The organism is Acinetobacter sp. YH12136 (assembly GCF_013418545.1).
Lineage (GTDB): Bacteria > Pseudomonadota > Gammaproteobacteria > Pseudomonadales > Moraxellaceae > Acinetobacter > Acinetobacter towneri.
On sequence record NZ_VPBV01000027.1, the window covers coordinates 1 to 20,708 of the forward strand.

15 protein-coding genes, 3 pseudogenes and 1 other annotated feature are annotated in these 20,708 nt (G+C 36.1%); of the genes and pseudogenes, 5 read left to right on the forward strand and 13 right to left on the reverse strand.

Features of this window, described 5'->3' with window-relative positions; translation table 11 throughout:
- Nucleotides 1–106: 106 nt before the first annotated feature.
- The 9 genes and pseudogenes from FTU71_RS11510 to FTU71_RS11550 all read right to left on the reverse strand — a co-directional run.
- Nucleotides 107–849, reverse strand: a pseudogene (locus FTU71_RS11510) (IS3 family transposase); the annotation flags it as partial.
- Nucleotides 458–574, reverse strand: a sequence feature (AL1L pseudoknot). (Overlaps the previous pseudogene by 117 nt.)
- Nucleotides 824–1,405 (reverse strand): restriction endonuclease subunit S, encoded by a 582-nt coding sequence (locus FTU71_RS11515; RefSeq protein WP_180112016.1) that lies wholly within the window; start codon nucleotides 1,403–1,405, stop codon nucleotides 824–826. The gene FTU71_RS11515 and the pseudogene FTU71_RS11510, both read right to left, overlap by 26 nt.
- 11 nt (nucleotides 1,406–1,416) lie before the next feature.
- The gene (locus tag FTU71_RS11520) at nucleotides 1,417–3,783 is read right to left on the reverse strand and encodes a class I SAM-dependent DNA methyltransferase (protein ID WP_180112017.1); all 2,367 of its coding nucleotides are present in this window, start codon (nucleotides 3,781–3,783) and stop codon (nucleotides 1,417–1,419) included.
- Nucleotides 3,784–3,949: 166 nt separating this feature from the next.
- Nucleotides 3,950–4,213, reverse strand: a complete 264-nt coding sequence (locus FTU71_RS11525; RefSeq protein WP_178319137.1) for a DUF4258 domain-containing protein — start codon at nucleotides 4,211–4,213, stop codon at nucleotides 3,950–3,952.
- Between the two features lie 12 nt (nucleotides 4,214–4,225).
- On the reverse strand, nucleotides 4,226–5,500 hold the full coding sequence (locus tag FTU71_RS11530) for an N-6 DNA methylase (RefSeq protein WP_168418602.1): 1,275 nt from the start codon (nucleotides 5,498–5,500) through the stop codon (nucleotides 4,226–4,228).
- Nucleotides 5,501–5,510: 10 nt separating this feature from the next.
- Nucleotides 5,511–6,110, reverse strand: coding sequence for a restriction endonuclease subunit S (locus tag FTU71_RS11535; RefSeq protein WP_168418603.1), 600 nt, complete (start codon nucleotides 6,108–6,110; stop codon nucleotides 5,511–5,513).
- A gap of 153 nt (nucleotides 6,111–6,263) precedes the next feature.
- Nucleotides 6,264–7,271 carry an HNH endonuclease domain-containing protein gene (locus FTU71_RS11540; protein WP_180112018.1) on the reverse strand — a complete coding sequence of 336 codons (1,008 nt, stop codon included), beginning with the start codon at nucleotides 7,269–7,271 and terminating at the stop codon, nucleotides 6,264–6,266.
- A complete protein-coding gene (locus FTU71_RS11545) occupies nucleotides 7,264–7,848 on the reverse strand; it encodes a class I SAM-dependent methyltransferase (RefSeq protein ID WP_180112019.1) in 585 nt (194 codons plus the stop codon). The genes FTU71_RS11540 and FTU71_RS11545 overlap by 8 nt, the downstream gene beginning before the upstream one ends.
- 78 nt (nucleotides 7,849–7,926) lie before the next feature.
- Entirely contained in the window at nucleotides 7,927–9,561 is a 1,635-nt protein-coding gene (locus FTU71_RS11550; protein ID WP_180112020.1) for an HNH endonuclease, read from the reverse strand.
- Between the two features lie 585 nt (nucleotides 9,562–10,146).
- On the opposite strand from FTU71_RS11550, the gene FTU71_RS11555 reads away from it, so the two are divergent.
- Both FTU71_RS11555 and FTU71_RS11560 read left to right on the forward strand, forming a co-directional pair.
- A complete protein-coding gene (locus tag FTU71_RS11555) occupies nucleotides 10,147–10,896 on the forward strand; it encodes a metallophosphoesterase (protein WP_010111329.1) in 750 nt (249 codons plus the stop codon).
- 99 nt (nucleotides 10,897–10,995) lie between these two features.
- The gene (locus tag FTU71_RS11560; RefSeq protein WP_257222481.1) at nucleotides 10,996–11,157 is read left to right on the forward strand and encodes a hypothetical protein; all 162 of its coding nucleotides are present in this window, start codon (nucleotides 10,996–10,998) and stop codon (nucleotides 11,155–11,157) included.
- Nucleotides 11,158–11,265: 108 nt separating this feature from the next.
- Here the strand turns inward: FTU71_RS11560 and FTU71_RS11565 are convergent, their stop codons facing one another.
- Nucleotides 11,266–11,961, reverse strand: coding sequence for an IS1 family transposase (locus FTU71_RS11565; protein WP_178319132.1), 696 nt, complete (start codon nucleotides 11,959–11,961; stop codon nucleotides 11,266–11,268).
- A gap of 81 nt (nucleotides 11,962–12,042) precedes the next feature.
- On the opposite strand from FTU71_RS11565, the gene FTU71_RS11570 reads away from it, so the two are divergent.
- Both FTU71_RS11570 and FTU71_RS11575 read left to right on the forward strand, forming a co-directional pair.
- A complete protein-coding gene (locus FTU71_RS11570; protein ID WP_178319131.1) occupies nucleotides 12,043–12,420 on the forward strand; it encodes a TM2 domain-containing protein in 378 nt (125 codons plus the stop codon).
- Between the two features lie 61 nt (nucleotides 12,421–12,481).
- Nucleotides 12,482–13,126 (forward strand): annotated as a pseudogene (locus FTU71_RS11575) (IS5 family transposase); the annotation flags it as partial.
- 5 nt (nucleotides 13,127–13,131) lie between these two features.
- Here FTU71_RS11575 and FTU71_RS11580 read toward each other — a convergent pair.
- Nucleotides 13,132–14,306, reverse strand: a protein-coding gene (locus tag FTU71_RS11580) for an IS3 family transposase (protein WP_180112021.1) whose coding sequence is annotated in 2 segments (ribosomal slippage) — nucleotides 13,132–14,072 and nucleotides 14,072–14,306 — 1,176 coding nt in all. Because the reading frame shifts where the segments join, the coding sequence is not laid out codon by codon here.
- Nucleotides 14,307–14,376: 70 nt separating this feature from the next.
- On the opposite strand from FTU71_RS11580, the pseudogene FTU71_RS11585 reads away from it, so the two are divergent.
- Nucleotides 14,377–14,670 (forward strand): annotated as a pseudogene (locus FTU71_RS11585) (transposase); the annotation flags it as partial.
- A gap of 342 nt (nucleotides 14,671–15,012) precedes the next feature.
- Here the strand turns inward: FTU71_RS11585 and FTU71_RS11590 are convergent.
- Both FTU71_RS11590 and FTU71_RS11595 read right to left on the reverse strand, forming a co-directional pair.
- Entirely contained in the window at nucleotides 15,013–18,417 is a 3,405-nt protein-coding gene (locus FTU71_RS11590; RefSeq protein ID WP_180112022.1) for a tyrosine-type recombinase/integrase, read from the reverse strand.
- A complete protein-coding gene (locus FTU71_RS11595; RefSeq protein WP_180112023.1) occupies nucleotides 18,414–20,708 on the reverse strand; it encodes a hypothetical protein in 2,295 nt (764 codons plus the stop codon). The genes FTU71_RS11590 and FTU71_RS11595 overlap by 4 nt, the downstream gene beginning before the upstream one ends.

The window sequence follows — 20,708 nt, forward strand, 5'->3', positions numbered from 1 at the left end:
TAACGCTCACGACCGGGACTTTTGATCCAAGCCGCTTATGGTGGTTTGCTACCTGCTCCTGCAAGCCGATAGCGAGGGGCCATACCCTCATCTCTTACGCCGCTTGCTGCGGCACACTAAAGTCACTGACCCACAGTTGGTCAGGATGATCAGCAGTAAAATTACGTTTCACTAAATCATCTGCTCGTTTTTGGTCATCTCGGCTACGGGTGGTTTGTTTGTTCTTACCTCGCCAAACACCTTGTATAGCTAGCTTCTGCATCAATCGAGCAACTGTACAACGTGCGATAACATAACCTTCACGTTTCAATTGTTGCCAGACCTTACGCACACCATATCGACCTAAACTTTCTTTCCAAATACGTTTGATTTGCTCTGCATGATGTAAATCATGCAGAGCACGTTTCGCTCGATGTTCTGGATTGTCAGCGAGATCTAAAGCCCGATAATAGGTCGAAGCTGCAATCGGTAAAATTCTACAAATCGCTTCAACACCATATCGATCTTTATTGTTCTGGATAAAATCCACCATTATTTGTGTGGGCGGTCGAGCTCCGCCTGGGCGAAAAAAGCGGCTGCTTTACGTAGAATTTCATTGGCACGTTTTAATTCTTTAATTTCACGTTCCATTTGCTTCATTTTTTCTTGGTCAGATATCTGTTGTACTTTGGCAGGATTTAGTTGATCCATATGCTTTAAATACCAAACACGCAATGTTTCAGGAGTACAACCAATCTTAGGTGCAATAGCTGTGATTGCAGCCCAAGTAGAAGGATAATCTTTTTCAGATTCAATCAATAATTGAACCGCTCTTTCTCTGATTTCAGGGGTATATTTTGGTTTTGTCATTGGAACATTCTCTCAAGAAAGTTGGTCTCCGACAAACCCGGTACGGTTCAAAAAATTCAGAGTATTTATCTGCACCGATATTTTCAATAGTAGCTTTATTGAAAATCAAATTTTTCCATTCAAAGAAAACTTCTGAATTTAAATACAGATATAGATATTTTGGAATAATTTTGTTAATGTCCGCTTTAGCTTTAATTAAATAACCTGCGAAACAAAAAGCTTTTTCATTTGCATATTCTAATTTAAACAAAAAACTTTTACCAACTGATGCACCACTTCTTGCTAACAGAATATCGCCATCATCCAACAAATAATCTTTACCTTTTTTCCAAGTCAAAGATAATTTGTTTTTTTCATCCAACTTTCCATCATCATTAAAATCAGTGATTCTAATGTATCTAGGTAAATCCTCTGAAAATTCTATACCTGATTCATTAGCTCCATATTTGAGAGGTTCTTGTAGTAAGTGCTTAAGTTTTACGACATTCCAATCATGTGGAATTTCACCAATCCAATCCATACCTGAATCTTTATAAGCATCATATTTTTCAAACATCATACTTTCCCTTAAAGACCCAAAATCTGTGCAATCAAACCATCGGCTTGTTTCTCAAGACTTAAAATATCCTGAGCCACATCTTCTAAAGAACGCAACGGCTTATGCTGGTAGAAATACTTATTAAAGCTAATCTCATAACCAATCTTCACAGAATCCAGATTAATCCACGCTTCAGCCACATGCGGTTTCACTTCATCTAAGAAATATTGATGAATCTGCTGTTTTAACGGTACAGATTCACTATCACGTAAGTCGCTATTGCTTTCATACGTGGTGAACTCGCCTTTTTTCGCCGTTGCATAATAGCCAAAGTCGGCTAAATCAGCTTCTGTACAACCCAAGTGTTCAACTAAATCGACAAGCTCAGCGTCATTGAACTTCACAACTTTTTTCACCACTTTTTCTGCGTTTTCGTCATACCAACTGACCGCATTTAAAATGTTGTTCTTTTCAGAATTCGACAGCTTAATCTTTAAAGCTTTGATTGCTTCATCCACTTTTTTCTTAAACAGGTTAAAGTCTGAGAACTCATCTGTACCCACCTGTTGCATGATGCTTAACGCATTGTCCAATGCTGTTTTCAAAGCATTCCAATGTTTCACATCAAACAGCTTGGCTTGGGCTTTATTGTTCAGCGTAATCTCTTGATCTTCGCACCATGCCAAGACTTCTTTTTTCACCGCATCAAGCTTCGCATCGCTATAAATATCATCGCCATAAGTGCTATACATATATTCCATTGGCTCAGACAATGACTTATCAAAACGTAAGCCTTGCAAACGCTCTGCACTAAACTGTGCGCTACGGCGGTCTGGACGCTCAATATTAACTTTGTAATAACCAAAGTCTTGGTTATCAAACACCTTGCTTGCAATACCTATAGGATCATTTTTTGCATCAAGCTGACGTTCTACATCTTGACCTGCAAGATAAGTCTGCATAATTTCAGCAATATGTTCAGGCGCAAATTCACAGTTTTTATTGCCCAAGTTTTTACGCAACTTACGGAACATCAAACTTGCATCAATCAGTTGTACTTTGCCTTTGCGCTGTACTGGTTTGTTATTCGACAACAACCAAATATAGGTGGTAATACCCGTGTTATAGAACAAGTTATTTGGTAACTGCACAATCGCATTAAGTAAATCATTTTCGATGATATAACGACGAATATTACTTTCACCACCACCTGCATCACCGGTAAATAAGCTTGAACCGTTATGAACTGAGGCAATACGACCACCAATGCCGTTATGCTCAGGCGATTTCATCTTATTGACCATTTCCATCAGGAACAGAAGCTGACCATCGCTTGAACGTGGTGTAGCATCACAGCTTTCTTCATTGCCCCAATAGTCTTTTAATTTCACGATGAAACGTGGATCAATGACATCTGAACCATCTTTAATATGCTTTTGCTCAGATGCCCAGCTCTTACCATACGGTGGGTTAGAGAGCATGAAGTCAAACTTGGTGCCGACAAACTCATCTGTTGTCAGTGTTGAACCAACACGAATATTTTCAGGGTTATTGCCCTTAATCATCATGTCTGACTTACAGATCGCATACGTCTCGTCATTGATCTCTTTACCATACAAAAGCACATCACGGTTGCCATTTTCCACGCTATAACGTTCTTCAATAAAGTTTTGAGCTTCTGTCAGCATCCCACCCGAACCGCAAGCAGGGTCATATACTGTAATGGTTAATGGTAACTTTTCTTGGATGGAGTCAAAGACAAAATGCGTCATTAACTCAATCACTTCACGTGGCGTAAAGTGCTCACCCGCCTCTTCGTTATTTTCTTCGTTAAATTTACGAATTAATTCTTCAAAGACATAACCCATACCTAAGTTAGTCAATGCAGGTAAACGGTAGCCATCTGGGTCGACAGCATCTTCAGGGGTTAAGTTGATGTATGGTGATAAAAACTTCTCAACTACATCTAACAGCACATTTTTATGCGACATATGCCGAATTTGAGCGTAAAGGTTAAAGCACTGAATAATTTCTTTAACGTTGTCGCTAAAACCTTCTAAATATTCTTCAAAGTTCGCCAATAAAATTTCAGGGTTGTTTGATGCTGCGGTATACAGCGAACGTAATGTCCATTTAGAAGTATTATAGAATACATAGCCTGATGCTTCTTTCAGTGGCTCATCATCGAACTCGGTGAGTTCCATTTCGACTTGTTGGTAGCGGACTTCTTCGAGTACTGCATCTTTGGTCGGCTCCAATAAAGTATCCAGACGGCGTAATACCACCATCGGCAAAATCACATCACGATATTTACCACGTACATAGACGTCTCGAAGACAATCATCAGCGATAGACCAGATAAATGAAACCAATTTGTTATGAACTGAATGATCCATATTTCAACCTAAAAATACATATTTTGTAATACCTTACATTTACTCAAACTTATTTTACTTTTGAATAAGCTTTAGTAAATGGCCGTTTTTTTCGCTTAACGACATAAATTGTCGCCAATTATTAATTCAAAAAACTTTCTTATGCTCGAGACTTTTGAACCGCACCTTAATACGCCATATTTCGGCTATCGTAATCATAAGTCGTGAGCAAAGCTTCTCCCTCTGCGACTACAACTACACCACCTTTATCTCTGAGTCGCTTAGCAACTTTCAATTGAGCTTCAAGTTCATGAATTTTCTCATTCAATAATTTACGATTCAGGAACCATCGATCGCCTTGGATGACACCATGATCTAAAGTAAAGTTGATCATGTCTTTGGTAATGCCACGCTGTTGTGATCGTTTTTGAACATGCTTGGTATCGTACATGACAGCTCTCCTTTAAATTTGGCTCAACAACTGATTAAGCTTAACTTTCGCTGCTTGATATTCCTGTTCAAGCATTTCTAATTTCGCTTTCTCTTTCGCTAAATCAAACCTTGTGACTTCAATTTCATTGATAAAATATTTATTGAAACTCAAATTCATGTCTTTTGAACGAATTTCATCTACCGTCACAATCTTACAAATATCAGGATCATCTTGCCCATGGAATACTGACGCAATATGTTTAATCGATTCCTCTGATAGGATAGGACGTAAAACGGTTCGCTGTTTTACATGGTCACTAATATCGATCATTTTGATCCCATCATGCTGTTTTGCTCCCTTATTCAACACCAACAAAACTGTTTCAATTTTGGTATGTTGCATAAAGCCTTTAGGTAACAAAATAATCGTATCAATCCAATCATTTTCTAAAAGCTCAGTTCTCAAAGCGAGATCATAGCCCCCTCGAAACAACCACCCAGATGGAACTTGGATAAACGCTCTCCCTGTATCATTTAACTGATATAAGGCTTGCTGAATCCATGCGCTATCTGAGGCATTGGTTGGCATGGCTTTAAATAGTTGTCTTAAATACGGCGTTGTTTTTATTGCATTTGGATTAATTCGTTCTCCAAATGGCGGTGTAGTGACAACTAAATCAACTTCGTTGGACAATTCGTTTTCAGTTAAGGAATCTTGAAGTTGGCAATTCAGTTTTTTACCTGCTAATTTAAAAATTACTTCTGCAATAGCAATCGGTAACTGATTAATATCTCGTAGATAATACTCTTCAGCATTTAACTGCGATGCAACTAAGCCTATACCACATGCCCCATCATAAAAACGCTTAATAGGTTGGCTATCAATAATCGCTAAAACAAGGTTTGCTAAATTTTCATTACTCGTAAAAAACTCATAATAAAATTCATTAGACAATAAGGTTGGCAGCTCATGGGCAAGTGCCTTGCCATATGCTTGTTGGTTATCATAAGCTGAAGAGGCTTCAATAAATGTTCGAGTTAAGATAGAAAATTCAACCTCTTCAACTTTATCAGAGAGTAAGTGATGAACAAACTTTAAGTCAGAATGGTGTAAGAATTTCTGCAATTCTTCTTTTACTTTTGCCTTACTCAACTTCTCGAAGGATGCAGCAAATTCGATATCAACAAAAGAAACATAAGCTGCTAACGTCAGTAATTCAGGAGCATGTTCTGCTTTTTGGAACAGATGCAACGCATCTAAGCTTTGTTTAATACGTGCTTTTAAATCAAATTGATTCGTTTTCATGTTTAACCCCTCACACCATCAATTGCTGTAAACTAGCTTCAACGGCAATAAGCTGTTGCACTTTGAGCTTATCTAGAAGAGTTAAAGCCTCAATATTTGCATAAAAAATAGAAGTGATTAATTTTTGATGTCCTATCTCAGGAATAGAGATTTCTAAATTTTTAAGACCTGCAATAGATAAACTGCGTACAGTCGATCCAATTGCAATCTCGTCCATCAATGCCTGCCCATGACCACTATTAATAAAACTCACTAGTACTTCAGCTAATATCTTCTCTCCACAACGAATCACAAATACATTCGGGGATGCAATACTAGGAATATTCAAGTGATATTCTTTCAATAGGGCTGCACGAAAGTTCGTTCCTCGTGCCATCAGTAGAATGTCTTGATCCTGCAATATATGACCTTCCAAACGACTTTGCTCGACATAAACCTTTTTCAGCTCACTGTCTTTCAATTTCACTAGCCCATTTTCCGATAGGTTATTTCCAGTTAAGCAAACAACTTCTACAAAGCCTGGTTTTGCCTCTGACATCTCTCGCTGATTTGCAGCACTCAATCCTGATTGAATAGATGCTATATCTATTAATTTCTTCTTATCACCCATATATACCTCCAAGTACGTTTTCAGTCGTATTTTGATTACGATCAATATTTCATTATTCGAATTTAGATCTTTTTTAATACGATGTCAATCGTACTCTAGGTAATATTTTTAAAGAATTATTGGTTAAAATTTAAGAGATTGAAATTTATAATTTTATTTTTTAAAAAATATATAATTATTTTCTCTAGCCTGACTATATGCCCACTCAGCCACCTTATGCGACCGCTCTTTATCCGTCAAAAAACCGAGCACTGATATCCGGTCAACAATAATCAAATTCTGCTCTTCATTTCGCTCCTGCCATTTATGCAAAAACTCATCAGATGCGAGTAGATTACTTTTCTTAGAATTACAGCTTGAATCTGCCAATACGAAGTTATGACCTGTATCTGATGGATACATAGACCATGGAATGAAATGATCAACGGCGTAATTGCTATTGCGCATCGGTTTATTGCAGTAGAAGCATTTACAGTCCTGTAGCTCGACCAACACATTAGCCACAGCATTTAATTGGTTCCGACTCGGCTCAAACATGAATTGTTCAAGATTCGGCAACTGATTCAAAATAGGTGCATTGCTGCTGTTCTTACGTATATAGTCAATCCAGCGTTTCTGGCAAAGCTCTTCGATGATTTCACTGAACTGTCGTAAGCAAAACATGACTTGAGGCAAAAGGATGAGCTGCTTTCCACACCGATCAAGCTGATATAAAAACTCAAAATTTTGACCATTGATGTTTTGCAAGTAGCGGACTGGCATGTCTTTTACAGTGCGAGCGACATCTTTAACTAGCTTCAACCACACCAATGAATCTCGTCTTAATAACCCCAAAGAAGAGTAGCTTTGCCGAAGCTGTATAATGCGATTCACAATGGCAGCTTGTTTACCATTGTTCTGATTTAAAATCAGCTGCCCTTCATCATTAAAGGTATAGGGTACCGCTTGCTTCCAATACAGCTCGATAAACTTCTCTGCAATATCCGTATATTCGAGTGATAGACTCTCACCTGAATCTTCACCTTTTTCAATAGCTAATCGGCTTAGGCTAATCAGCAATGCAAATTTATAGGTACTACTAAAACTACCCGACTGCAAAATCAGCTGAATATTTTTAAGGAACTTAAGCTGTTCCTGTGCAGTAGGAATAAAGTCAGGCATTTTTTTTCCAAAGAAGATTAAGCCATTTTTCTTGTCTATCAGGTCGCTGATCTACTGTAATCCACTGTTTTAATACCCTAACCCCATTCAACTGGTCTAACAATTCCTGAGCCTGCTCTTCATTTAAGTCAGTAAACGCCCTACCGCCTTTTACTCTATCTGCTGTTCCATATTTAAAAGACATATAGCACACACCGCCACGGCGTAATGCAGCATGAATACGTTTTAAAACATCAGGGAGTCTATTACGAGCACAATGTAGTAAAGAGGCACATGCCCATACCCCATCATAAACATCGTGCATATCAAGCTCATAAAAACTTTGCTGCTGTACAGCGATACCAGTCAGTTGGCTCGCTCGTTCGACCAATACTTCAGAATAGTCGATAGCATCAACTTGATAGCCTTTATTTTTAAAAGCCAAACTGTCACGCCCTGAGCCACAGCCTAAATCCAGGATGCGTGCTGAATCTGGCAACTCAGCTAAAAATGGTTGGTATAGGCTTTCCATATCCACATACAACGTGGCTTGTAAAAATTGATCTGCGTATTGGTTGTAATAGTTTATTGTTTTCATATTGGTTGCTTAGGCTAAATACTAACCCCAGTCTACTAAAAAACAAAAAAATAAGGGAGCATTTGCTCCCTTATCTTTTTAGTCAAATAAATCTGCTCTTACTTCTTCCAAAGCACGATCTGACTTAAAACGATTACATATCGGGTGAATAATTGCTCCATTTTCTAAGACGCCGTAACCACCTTCTGCTTTCGATTCACGATGATCTACTTCAGTCGATTCAAGGTATAAAGCACTATCACATACTTCGCAATAGCTCCAAGTTTTCCTTTCCTCACGTTGATACAGGTTTCTTTTGGCCGCTAGTGAAAAATTTAGAGGTTTTTTCTTCTTTGATGATCTTACTGATTGCACAAAGCTCACAACATCATCAACAATACTCTCATCATAATCACCACCAAAACGGTCAAGGTAAAAATCATTAAAATTAATATAATCAAATGATTGACTCATCGAAAGAATGACGGTGTTCAAACAAACTTCATCTTCAAAATCTAAATCCATATTCAGTCCAATACAGATAAAGGCCTGATACACGTTCTTCAATCGCTCATGTGATTTGATCCCGCTACCAAACTTACCGACAGTTTCTTTAATCGCCACAGGAATTTTTTCAATTAAACTTTCAACACCACGGCGTGCTCGAGTAAATCCAATAAAATCTATCTTTTTATTCTGTATTTCAAAACAGTCTTTTTCAATTTCACAGACGATAGAGAACCAGGCCAAAAAGGATGTCACTTGAAAACGATTATCTTTATAAAAATATAGTTTTGGGTGTAAGCCCAAACTTGGAATCCGAATACTAATTGCTGGTGTAGCGATACGACACAGCACAACTCTAAGTTTTAGCATTAAATTTTCTACACGCTGACCTTGGTCTATATTCACAGTATTCTGACTAGTATCACCAAACATGATATTCAGGAGTTCATTGACCAAGCCGATTTTTTTACCGTGTGTTAAATCTGGCTCTAAAAGTATTATCTTAAAAAGATGATCATGAATTTGCTCACCCAAAGTGATCACTTCATTTATCCGCTCGTAATTCAGTTCAGCCAAGTTGGATTTATTATCGTTTATATAACAACATGCATAAATCACATAAAAAGCATCACTTCCCCTATTTTGTAAATGATATTCTTCATCTGGATCTAATCGTTTCGTATCCGAATTGATTGAACAAAAGGCTTTTCGAGCTTCCTCAGGTGTCCCAATGACTTCAATAAAATTAATTTTGGTTGATTTTAATTTTTGCTGAAACTCAGAATCGCTACATAACTCTTGAAAATCAGCTAATCCACCTAATCGATTACGAATCTGACGAATATCTCGTTTTTGTGGTGCCGTGAATTTTGGGGCTCCTATTACTTGCTCATCAATAAAGTATCTTTTGATCCAAGCATAGATAATTGAAATCCTGTGCCCACCATCGATGATATAAATATTACCAGCAGCATCTTTCCAATAGCGAACGCATAAATTGACATTACGATCATTCAAACAGTTTAGAATAAACTCCTGAATTTCAGCAGGGCTCCAACACTCTGTGGAGCGTTGATTGTCTGCTTTATATAGTTTTTCTAGGATCTCATGGTTGGCGAAGTCATAAAGTGATATTTCAAAGTTATGGTGCAGATTTGAGTGGGACATTTCGTCAGGCACCATCATTTTTCTTTGAATAATATTGGTTAAAAGCTTAGTACGGGCCATTTTATTTTCTCTAGGCAATACTTCTCTATATCTCGTGTAATTACGAAATTATGAAGGCATTAATTTAAAATTTAAGTAGGTTGTTAGAATTAAAACAGGTGATTAATTCAAAAGTACTTTTTTGCTAGAGATAATAAAAATAGGGATGGGATAATTTTTCATTTGAAGCCTCGTTGATTAATTGTTGTTTGCCAACATCCTTTCCACGAGATGGAGGCAAACCAAATAGGGTGTGGAAATACCGCTCAACGAAACGGCCAGTCAAAGACTGCCCTACTTGGCTTACCATAAAAGCGCCATGTAGACACAAAAGAGCCACTAAAAGCGACTCTTTAGTTCGTTGAGTAACAGGTTTCCACGCCTGGTCACAGATTTTGCTGTAACATCTTTATCTTATGTGCATAAATTCAATTGGTCAAATTTTATGATCAATATTTGATCAACTGATTCAAAAAATTAACTATATTCTTTAAGGGTTATGAATACAGATGAGTATCTTATAATTTATACAACATTTCGTTGATGTAAACTGATTAGAATAAAACTCTATATATTTGAGCAGCGTGATTTAATAAAGGAAGTAGATTGAAACTGCAAATCTTATCAGACACCCACAATTCTCAATATTCTATACTAGATGAGGCTGACGTGATTATTCACGCTGGGGATTTTTCGAATCGCCTGAGTGGTGCTATTGAATTTGCAGAAAAATGTAAAAACCTGAATAAGAACTTTATTTTTGTTTTAGGTAATCATGATTATTACTGCTCAAACTACAATTTAGTCGTAGACTTTTTAAGAGAAAATTATCCTCAAAATGCTCTGCTTGATGACAACCATATCAAGATACAGGATAAAATATTTGTTGGCGGCACATTGTTTACGAACTTTCGTTCCAACTCAACTCGTACAACCACTAACGAACTGCAAAAATTTAAAGAAGATGCTGAACAATCTATTTATGATTTTGATCAAATCATGATAAGTAGCGATAATCGAGCTATAACAGCTGATGACTACATTGCACTATTTCAACGATATCATCAAAATATTATGCAGTTTAAAGGGCTAGACAATGTAATCGTCATTACTCATTTCCCTCCTCATTTAGCCTGTCTTGATCCGTATTGGGGTAAACATCCTGTTGCATCAGCCCTTAATCCTTATTTTATAAATGACTTGGATGTTAAAGGCTTTAAACTTTGGATTTCAGGGCATACGCATACATCAGTTGATGCTGTAGTCGACGGATGTAGATTAGTGATTAATCCTTTAGGCTATCCACAAGAGCAAGGAAAAAATGGGTTTAGAGAAAATTTGATCATCGAAGTTTAAATTGTCATACTCGTATTAAACCAATTCAAACCAACTCTAATGTCAAATTTCCTGGATGACTGATGATTTAGATTCTACGCCATGAACCAGGAGAAATTCATGTCAATTCATTTAGATTCAGAAGATAATAGAAGGAATAAATTTGTAGATCAAATACTTAAAGATCTACTCGAGATCAATAAACTCCAAGGTATTTCCATTAAAAAAATGAAAGCAGATCAAAATGGTGTTTTTTTACGTGGAACAAGAAATATCAACTGAGGACTTCCTCAAGATACTCTGAGCTTCTCTCATTAAAATAATATCATAACCTTTAAGGTATTAAAAACTGGTGGTGTTTCAAAATGTATGCTGATCATTTTAACACCACTATACAAACCCATGATTAATGTAAAAAAATCCAAGATTGAAAGCTTTTACATGATTCAATACCTTCTTTGAAAAACAACAGGTTTTTCTTACTGCTCGTTTAATTCTGTGCCTTAATCGGCAATTATTGCCTTCTATTCCTACCGTATGAAATTTACCTTGCTGATCGGGTTTAAATATTTTGATGAAACTTTCCCAGTGATCACTCGACATACAATCATAGGTAATGTTTAACTCTTCAATACGCTTTTTTAACCTTTGTGCTGTAATCGCATCTCTTCCACCCCATACAAATGCAACGATTTCTCCACTGTTTCGATCGTAAACATATTGCAACCAATGTTTACTCTTTTTATCGCCTACAAATGTCCAAAACTCGTCTACTTCTAAGCACTTATAGTGAGTTTGCTTTGGCTTAATTTCATAATTAGACTGTGTTAAAGTTTTAAGAATCTTACCTATACTAAAACTTGTGATTTTTGAAATATCACGGATTCCACAGCATCGAGCCAACATGAACAAAATTTGCTTTACAGCATTTGAATGACAGTCTAAATACGTCAAATTATGATCACCAATAAACTGCCTATTACATTCTTTGCAACAGTAGTTTTGCTTGCCATCGCGTTTAATGCCATTCTTCTTTATACTTGTACTCTGGCATCGAGGACAATGAAGTTCTATTTCGATTTTCACACATTTAAATATAACCGAATTGTGCCTCGTTGCCGCCTTTTTAAGTAAGCATACTTTTTAGAACACCACCAGGTAATTATCATGAATAATGAAACACAGAAGCAAATTTTATTAGAGACGATGATCAATAACCAAAAAAAATCTATCGCTATTGCATATATTCTATTAGTTTTATTCAATATTTTAGGAATTCATAGAATGTATCTAGGTAGATGGCTGTCTGGATTATTAATGTTGGGACTTACAATTTTTACATTTATTTTTCCATTTGTCTCATCTACATTTGATCCTACTATAAGTACTACTTTTATGGGTCTTTTAATTTTCTGGGTGATCCTCGATATTATTCTTATACCTATTATAGCTAAACATCATCAAAAAAAATTAAGAGAAAAATTAAAACGTGAAATTGATGCAAATCCAAGTCTAAATACATTAGATCAGGTACAGTCATCTTAATATCAATAACGGCTTTGTTGCATAAACCTCTGCTAAAAGCTTATTCAGCAATAATTGCTAGATGAATAAGCCCGCACCTAAAATTTATCGTACAACCAATTGGTCCTCCTACAATCAAGCTTTAATCAATCGAGGAAATATCTCGATCTGGTTTGACCCTGCGACCCAATGGTATGCACAATCAACAGGCAAACCAGGACGAAATCAAACCTATTCCGATTCAGCAATTCAATGCTGCCTCATGATGAAATCTCTATTTCGGCTCTCTTTGCGCATGGAGACAGGCTTTGTTCAAAGCCTTATTAAGCTCTGTGGCTTAAATTGGACCGCACCCGATTATTCCACGATCTGTAGACGACAAAAGCATATCGACATTTCAATTCGTTATCAAAAAAGCAGTGATGGACTTCATCTACTCATCGACTCTACGGGGTTAAAATTTTTAGGTGAAGGCGAATGGAAGCGTAAGAAACATCAGCCAGAATATCGTCGCCAATGGCGTAAATTACATATTGGGATTGATGCTGAAACCCTGCAAATACGTGCGGTTCAGCTGAAGACAAATAATGTCAGCGATTCACAAGTGCTGGGGGATTTACTTGATCAGATCCCTGAAGATGAGCAAATTGATTCGGTCTATACGGATGGGGCTTATGACACGAAACACTGCCGGCAGGTAATTTCCGATCGGCATGCACATGCGGTTTGATCCTAGACAGTATCGTGGACAACCAGCCCCTCTAAACTTTTAATATATTTCTGTTCAAAGGCTTCTGGACTTAACCAGCCGTTTGCAGAATGTCTTCTGACTCGATTGTAATAAATTTCAATATAGTCAAACAAGACAGCATTCGCTTCTTTTCGAGTCGAAAACACACTGCCATGTACCACATGACCTTTTAATGTATGAAAGAAGCTTTCAGTCACTGCATTATCCCAACAGTTTCCACGTCTAGACATACTCTGAGTACAATCATTTTTCAGTAACAGCGCTCTAAAATCACGACTACAGTACTGTGAGCCTGAGAAGCACTGCTTCGCAAGTGAATGCACCATAACACCAGTTGGATAACCCTGACGAGCCATTGCATAGTTAAACGTATCACACACCAACTGGCGGTCTATTCGATGGCTGGTTTGCCACCCCACGATACGACGGCTAAATAAATCTAGCATCACACATAAATACAACCAACCTTCTTTAGTGCGGATATAGGTAATGTCTGTTGTCCAGACTTTATTAGGCTGAGTAACTGTAAATTGGCGATCCAACAAGTTGGGTGCTGTAGGCAAACGATGGGTTGAATCAGTCGTATGCTTGTATTTACGTGCAATCCTGCTACGTAAACCAAGCTTTTTTAGCATCCTTCCAATAGTACGTTCGCTCATGTTGTAACCTAAATCATGCATGTCATGTACTAATGAAGGTGCACCCAATCGTGCATGATGCTGCCAATATACGGCTTTTAAGTCATTATATTTCTGTGCCGTATTGGCTTGACGTTTTCGCCAGGCATAATAGCCTGAAGTGCTGACACCTAGGTATTTACAGGCAGAAGATACGGTGACTTCATTCATATCTAGATCTTGAATTACCGTGTACTTTTCTTGGCATGATCTGTTAGAAAGTACACATGCGCTTTTTTTAAGATGTCATTGGCTTCCTTGAGCTGTTTGACTTCTTTCTCTAATTCCACGATCCGCTGTTGTTCTGGTGAAAGTTGACGTTTGCTTGAACCTGCCGGATTGGTTTCACGAATCCATTTATCTAATGTTGAATAACCCACACCTAATTTCTGGGCGATTGCAGCTACAGACTCGTGTGAGTTTGAAAGTGCATAATCAATCGCTTGCTGTTTAAATTCGGGACTAAAACGTTTAGCCATTTCTTGAATCTCCAAAGATTAAAGTTACGTTATCTTTAGAGGGACGTGCTGTCCATTATTTTGTCTAGGATCAGTGATTCCACCCAGAAAAAATGCTAAACCCTGGAAAGATACTAAGCCTCACTCACTAGAGCGCAATGAATTACTTCAAACGGTTAAACATTTAGGCAGGACACTATGGAAAAAATGGTCGAGCTATCATCGTCGCAGTTTGGTGGAAACCAGGATGCATTGCATCAAATTATTGGGGGATAGACTGACTGCAAGACATTTTCAAAGTCAGGTCAATGAAATACATGCACGTGTAGCAGTATTAAATAAATTCACGGAATTAGGTAGACCGCATACCCGAGTTGTCACTTAAATTTGAACGGCTTGGGGGAAATTCGGCTTTTGAATGTTTATGCAACAAAGCCATCAATAACTAAAGAATAATCTTGATTGAATCATTAGGTTTGTTGCTTAATCTGCTAAAAAAAAGCCAGATTCAAATAAACAAAATCCGGCTTAAACCGATTCGATCATCAAGGGTAGAATAATTCGATACTATTAAACATGAGGATTAAAATGCTGATTTTTTAATTCAACATATGGTTTTAGTCCTCATATTTTTAAGCCCATTTCCTATCTACTACTCTGATTATTTAACATTTTTCGGAAACAAGCCATATCTACTAATCCTCACATAGCGACTACACTAGCAAAACTATGTAATCAAGCCAGAACTCTGCTTCATATTTCTCTGACGATATACACATAGTAAAAATAAAGTGCTAAAGATTTTTTGGCATGTGTTGTCCTTAAAATTCTTATTCTTAATTTCTACATTCACACCTTTTTTACTCTTCGCTTTTTTTAGTTCTACTTCAACTTCCTTCCAAGTTTTGGAAACACTGATTCTTTTATCAAATGCAGATGGATCCACTTTTCCTAGTTTGCCTAAGAACCTACTAAATTCCTGGTAATCTTTTTCACTCTTTATATAAACTTCCATACGTGCATCAATTAATCGTATACGGCGCTGAAAGTAATCAAGTACAAAGCTATCACTCATTAAACAATTGAAACACTGATAATTTTCAACAACTAATAAATTAGCTGTCTTATTCCGGTTTATATGCCTTAATAATCGATCTAGAGCACTTGGGGATTTCTGAACCTTCTTATGTTGAAAGTGACGATTTGCATAGAGTTTTACAGCTACATCACTCCCTATTGTACTGATTAAAGTATCCACCTCTCTACCTGATAGAGCGTTCAAAATATGATTGAAGCTTGCCATAAGCTGACGTCTTACCATCATGTCTTGATCTTCTTCGATCACCTCTTGCTCTGCGACATAAGTAATAAAACGATCTGGAAATATCATTTCTTGAATTATTCTCGAGCTTGAATTCAATTTTTCTACAATACTTTTTAGAGTAATTTTTTCTGTCACTTGCGATGTATTTAACTGTTTACTAAATAATTTAACCGGCAATAAAGCTCTGACTATTTTTGCAGATACTTTACTCTCTTCTATACATTGCGCATCAGCAACCAATAATGGTCCAAAATGTAAATAATGATTTACCGTCATTTCAATAGAAGAATGCCCCATAAGATGAGCAAGCTTCCTCCATACATCAGTACGAACATCAGCATGATCTAGACTATAAAGTAGATAGCTTTTAATTTTGCGAACTTGCTCTGGTGAATAATCAGTCCAAGATTTGATCAGTGAATCTGTTCCTTTCAAAACTAAAGCTAGATTGGTCGCAGCAGTGTGCCTAAAGCTATGAAATGAATAGTCGTGTGCTTGGTTCAACAATAACTGATCAAATATCTTCTTAATCAATTGACTCACAGATCGAGGTGAAATACTCCCACCCTCTTCAGAGAAAATCAAACAATCTTTGGCACCTAATGTATTTTGATTAATAGGCACCTTCATTTTTTTGTTAATCAAATGAATAACTGACATTAACTCAGCTTTAGTCAGTAATTGATCCAGGCACATTCCCCGTTTTGCATTAGTGGTTTTAATCTGACGAGTATAATTATTGTGGATAAAAATTTTGCAAATTTCATGTTTTTCATTGATAAAATAATAATGAGGATCATAACCAATTGTTTTATATTTAAAATTTATCATAGCTAAATCACTTAACTTTAATCCCAAAATTTCATTGAGTCTTAGCCCCGTTCTATACGCAAGAGTACAAATGACTTTAAGTATGTTCTTCTGGTCTTTGGTCAACTGAGTTTGGACAGCTATTAAATTTTTAAATTGATTAAACATTACTGGAGTAACATAGGACGTTCTACACACTTGCAAATCAGTTGATTGCAGTTGATCTAAATAATTAACACGAGGAGCACCAAAATTACGTATTAAGCTATTGTGAAATTTTTTTAGATTACTTACCGCATGCCCATAACTATTATGTTTAATCTCCCTCCCATTTTGTGAATGTTTTCTGTTTTTCTTGCTACGATCGCCAATGGATTTGACAGCCAAAATATGACTGTAGATCTCTTCAAATTCTTCTTCATCTATGGCTTGAAGGTCTAAATCATTACTCACAACATATAGAAAAAGTTCGTCAATAAATGATGATTTATAGGTATCTAAAGAACTCAGCTTAATACCTTTTTTACTTTTACCAGAGTCAATCGATTTTATTTCTTTCAGGCACTCCAAATACCAAGTAATCACCACAATCTGAACACTAACAAGAGCGATATCTTTTGACGAGCTATATTGCTGGGAAGAATAACTGTTTTGAAGCAAGCTAAGATCCTTTGAAAATTCAGCTATAACTTCACTCACACTCACATTATTAACATCCAAGTTTCTTACTAAACTCTTTTTAATATCTGCGGCACAGTGATAATCAGTATTCAAATTTCGAATCTGCTCCAACTTAGCCTTCTTCAATTCCGTATAGTAAAAATTATCTACAACAGCTTGATTGATGCTCTTTTTTTTAGACGTCTGAGTACTGTGATGTTTATCAATTCCTTCCAGTGCTTTTAAGGATGAATAAGAAAGCGCCGAGTAATTAAAAACTCCCTTAGATAAAGCAATAAGAAAACCATCTAATGTATTTTTCGTTCCAAAATATTGCACGTAATCTAAATGATCAAAAAGCTTATATCTATTCTTTGAAAAAATTTTAATAACAGCATGTTCGTGATCTACATCTTGTAAGCCCGATAAGATTTTTTGATCTAACATTTCCCTATTTAGATTGATTATAGAATCAATCAATTGCACCAATTCTTGATCTACTTGTCTTTTTTCTGGTTGTGTTTCTAACTCAATCTCGTTTACAAGTCGAATCAACATCAAAAAACTCATTGGGGTCAGATAAATTTGTTTAACTTGGTATGATTTTTCATCGTAAATTAAATTTGCATAAGACGAATTTTCTAGAGGATAACTATATAAGCAAGCAAATTTTGAAATATCTTTACCATATACAGATACAAGACCACCAGATAATTCAAATGGGGAAACTCTATCATTCGAATATGTTTCCCTCACTGATTTTAAAATTGAGAGCAAATCAGCTCGTGTCCGACATCCACAGTCAAAAATGAGAGCCAATAAGAACTGACGAAGTAGAAATTGTTTTTGTTCGAATGTCGCATACGGATTGAATTTACTTGTCTTAAGCCAATGTGGTAATTGCTTTTGCCAAAAATCATGCAGCTTTAGCTTAAAATCATGTAATTCCCTTCCACTCTGCAGTTTAGTTTGCGTAGATTCAATATCTTTGATATTAGGTGGGAAAGAGCTGGTTTGAATCAGTGGTATATCATAATTACCAGCCAACCATTGTATCTTTAATTCAATCTCATGTTTATTTTGAACACATAAATCTGACCAATATTGCCATCCAGCTTTTAACTCATCAGCATCCAATTTTAGTGATTTGAAGTATTTATTAACTTTGGCTCTCGCCTTATATATCTTCTCTTTAATTTTATCGTCAAGCTTAAGCTTTAAATTATGCTCCACAACCTCTTCAACTAGCATATTTGAAATACTTTCAAATATGCTCTTTGCCATAGATTCCAATTCTTGCTTTAATTTTGAAAATCTCTCTAATTTTTCATTATTCATAAAGAAATCCCCACAGATATGAGTTCAAGATCTTTAAAAAGCTTGCTTAAAGCATCCTGAATTTGAGTTTTGTAAGCATATGGCTGTAAAGATGATGATTTAGAAAATCCAATTTCACCTTGTTGATCATGCGCATACCATGACTTGAAAACTGCATCTGGCAAATCAAGGGTATTTCTTACAAAATGTCGAATCCAATTGGGGTATAACGGCTCTATTTCAGGGAAGTTCCGTGCAAGGTAAGAAGCCACATCTTTCTGAGTTAAAGGACTTATTTTTATATTCATGAATCCTGCATTTTTCTTCCAATAATGAAGATAGTAGTTATCCTCACTTTTAGTTAACATCCCTGAATCCATAAGGTCTATAATGAATTTTTCATAAAGCTTTAATTCGTTAGCAAAAAATTCAGTCAGTGGTGAAAAGCGGCCATGACGTCGTGATTGGCTATTTTTATCATGAATGTAGACTATGCCTGTAATGAAGTCATAGTTCTCCTTGATACTCGATGCAGCAATTGCTGGGCGTGCTCCTGAGGATAAAAGACAACAAATCCAAATCCAGACACTGAAAGCATTAAATCGTTCTTCAATTGATTTCTTATCCCTCAATACCTCAATGACCTGGTTGTTCAGTGAATTTAAGAATTTTTTCGCCTGATTAAATGACCAAGCTCGCTGACTTCCTACACGTTCATCACTTTTAGCTTGAATGAATTGAGGACGATCTAGCACATGACTCTCATGTTTATTCTGAAACCAAAGCCATACGTATTTCTCATACGAATCATTTAACTGTTTATAAGAAAAACCACCGTATGCCAGATCAGGTTGATGTGAAACTTGTTTACCAATGAGAAAATTCTTTTGTAAATCATCTTCACAAATTCGATGTAAATGAAATGAAAGCTGCGAGGCGATATGAGTAACAGATAGATTTCCAATACAATAACCAAAGAAACACTCTTTCAAATACTGATTAAAATCGGTGTTTGTATAGCCACTTAGTTGCGCTTTTTTGATTCGATCAATCCACATTGCAGGAATTTGGAATGTCCAACTGGAATGTTTATTCTGCCTATTTCCTTTTTTTGCAATTTCTCCCTCCAACTTTTTATTAACATCGGCATCGACGGTCCATAAATAATAATCACGACCAGAAGAATGTTTTAATTTCTTCATTTCAAAAAAGTAATCAATATATTGAAAGACAACAGCACTCATTCCTGTACATAATGACATTAAGAAACAGGCAGCCATGGCAGATTTTTCTATGTCTTTATTGTTCTGTAGTTCGTCATGTAAGACCTGATAAATAACTTTCAAAAAAGGTGGGTCAATATAATAAACATTACTCACAGTCGGTTCGTGTACATGATCGAGGTATCGACGCAATACTTGATGATCAACAAAAGAGGATACTCTGCGTGTACTCTCATCTTGACTAAAATCATATTCACGTTTTTTTATATCTTCATCATCATCATCATCATCCTTTGCACGAGCATCCGAATAATCCGAGAAGCCTTCTGTGATCAAAGGTGGGGCAATGAAACTTAAAATAGAAACCTCTGTTTCCTCAAGTGAGGGTTGAGCTTTTTTTCTATTCACCTGTACTTTTTCATCATAGTAGAGATTTTCAACAGCCACCCTATATTCATCTAAATAGCGATTTAATGATTTTTCAATCTGATTATTTTTCTGTGCATTGAAAACTAGACAAGTAGCAATTGTTCGGTCTTTGTGATGTTTAGCATAATTACTAAATTCTTTTTTCGAAAGCTTTAATGGATCAACATCTATAATTGCTCTAAAATAGAAAACAAGATTGGTTAATACATCATCTACACATTTATCAAAGTTTTTACCCACCACTCTAAGTAATAAGTATAATGTATAGTTTATTCTTTGGACTTTTAATTCTGAGTCATCAAGCTTCAAAAGCAATCCAGACAAAAACATTACATAATTTAAAATTTCAAAAGTTTTATTATTTATCTCAATTCTAGTACCATTATTTAATTTTTTAGAATTATTGCATAGTATCGAGATACTCAAAAACCCCAATATATGCTTATATTTAGTTCTTTGCTGATATTTGCAAATATTAAAATACAACATTTCACAGCGATCTATTAGAATTTCAAAACTATCTTTATCTATAAAATTCAAATGAAAATCTTGAACATATTCAAAATTTAAAACCGCAAGTCTTTCACTATATCCAGAAATTGTTTTCTCAAAATCATTACAATGATTTTCAAGATCTTCCTGATTTAAAATTTCACTCAT

What these genes read in the sequence shown, in the direction of transcription:
- FTU71_RS11515 (WP_180112016.1), bottom strand. Translation starts at nt 1,405, where the DNA reads ATGTTTGAAAAATATGATGCTTATAAAGATTCAGGTATGGATTGGATT.
- FTU71_RS11520 (WP_180112017.1), bottom strand. Translation starts at nt 3,783, where the DNA reads ATGGATCATTCAGTTCATAACAAATTGGTTTCATTTATCTGGTCTATC.
- FTU71_RS11525 (WP_178319137.1), bottom strand. Translation starts at nt 4,213, where the DNA reads ATGTACGATACCAAGCATGTTCAAAAACGATCACAACAGCGTGGCATT.
- FTU71_RS11530 (WP_168418602.1), bottom strand. Translation starts at nt 5,500, where the DNA reads ATGAAAACGAATCAATTTGATTTAAAAGCACGTATTAAACAAAGCTTA.
- FTU71_RS11535 (WP_168418603.1), bottom strand. Translation starts at nt 6,110, where the DNA reads ATGGGTGATAAGAAGAAATTAATAGATATAGCATCTATTCAATCAGGA.
- FTU71_RS11540 (WP_180112018.1), bottom strand. Translation starts at nt 7,271, where the DNA reads ATGCCTGACTTTATTCCTACTGCACAGGAACAGCTTAAGTTCCTTAAA.
- FTU71_RS11545 (WP_180112019.1), bottom strand. Translation starts at nt 7,848, where the DNA reads ATGAAAACAATAAACTATTACAACCAATACGCAGATCAATTTTTACAA.
- FTU71_RS11550 (WP_180112020.1), bottom strand. Translation starts at nt 9,561, where the DNA reads ATGGCCCGTACTAAGCTTTTAACCAATATTATTCAAAGAAAAATGATG.
- FTU71_RS11560 (WP_257222481.1), top strand. Translation starts at nt 10,996, where the DNA reads ATGTCAATTCATTTAGATTCAGAAGATAATAGAAGGAATAAATTTGTA.
- FTU71_RS11570 (WP_178319131.1), top strand. Translation starts at nt 12,043, where the DNA reads ATGAATAATGAAACACAGAAGCAAATTTTATTAGAGACGATGATCAAT.
- FTU71_RS11590 (WP_180112022.1), bottom strand. Translation starts at nt 18,417, where the DNA reads ATGAATAATGAAAAATTAGAGAGATTTTCAAAATTAAAGCAAGAATTG.
- FTU71_RS11595 (WP_180112023.1), bottom strand. Translation starts at nt 20,708, where the DNA reads ATGAGTGAAATTTTAAATCAGGAAGATCTTGAAAATCATTGTAATGAT.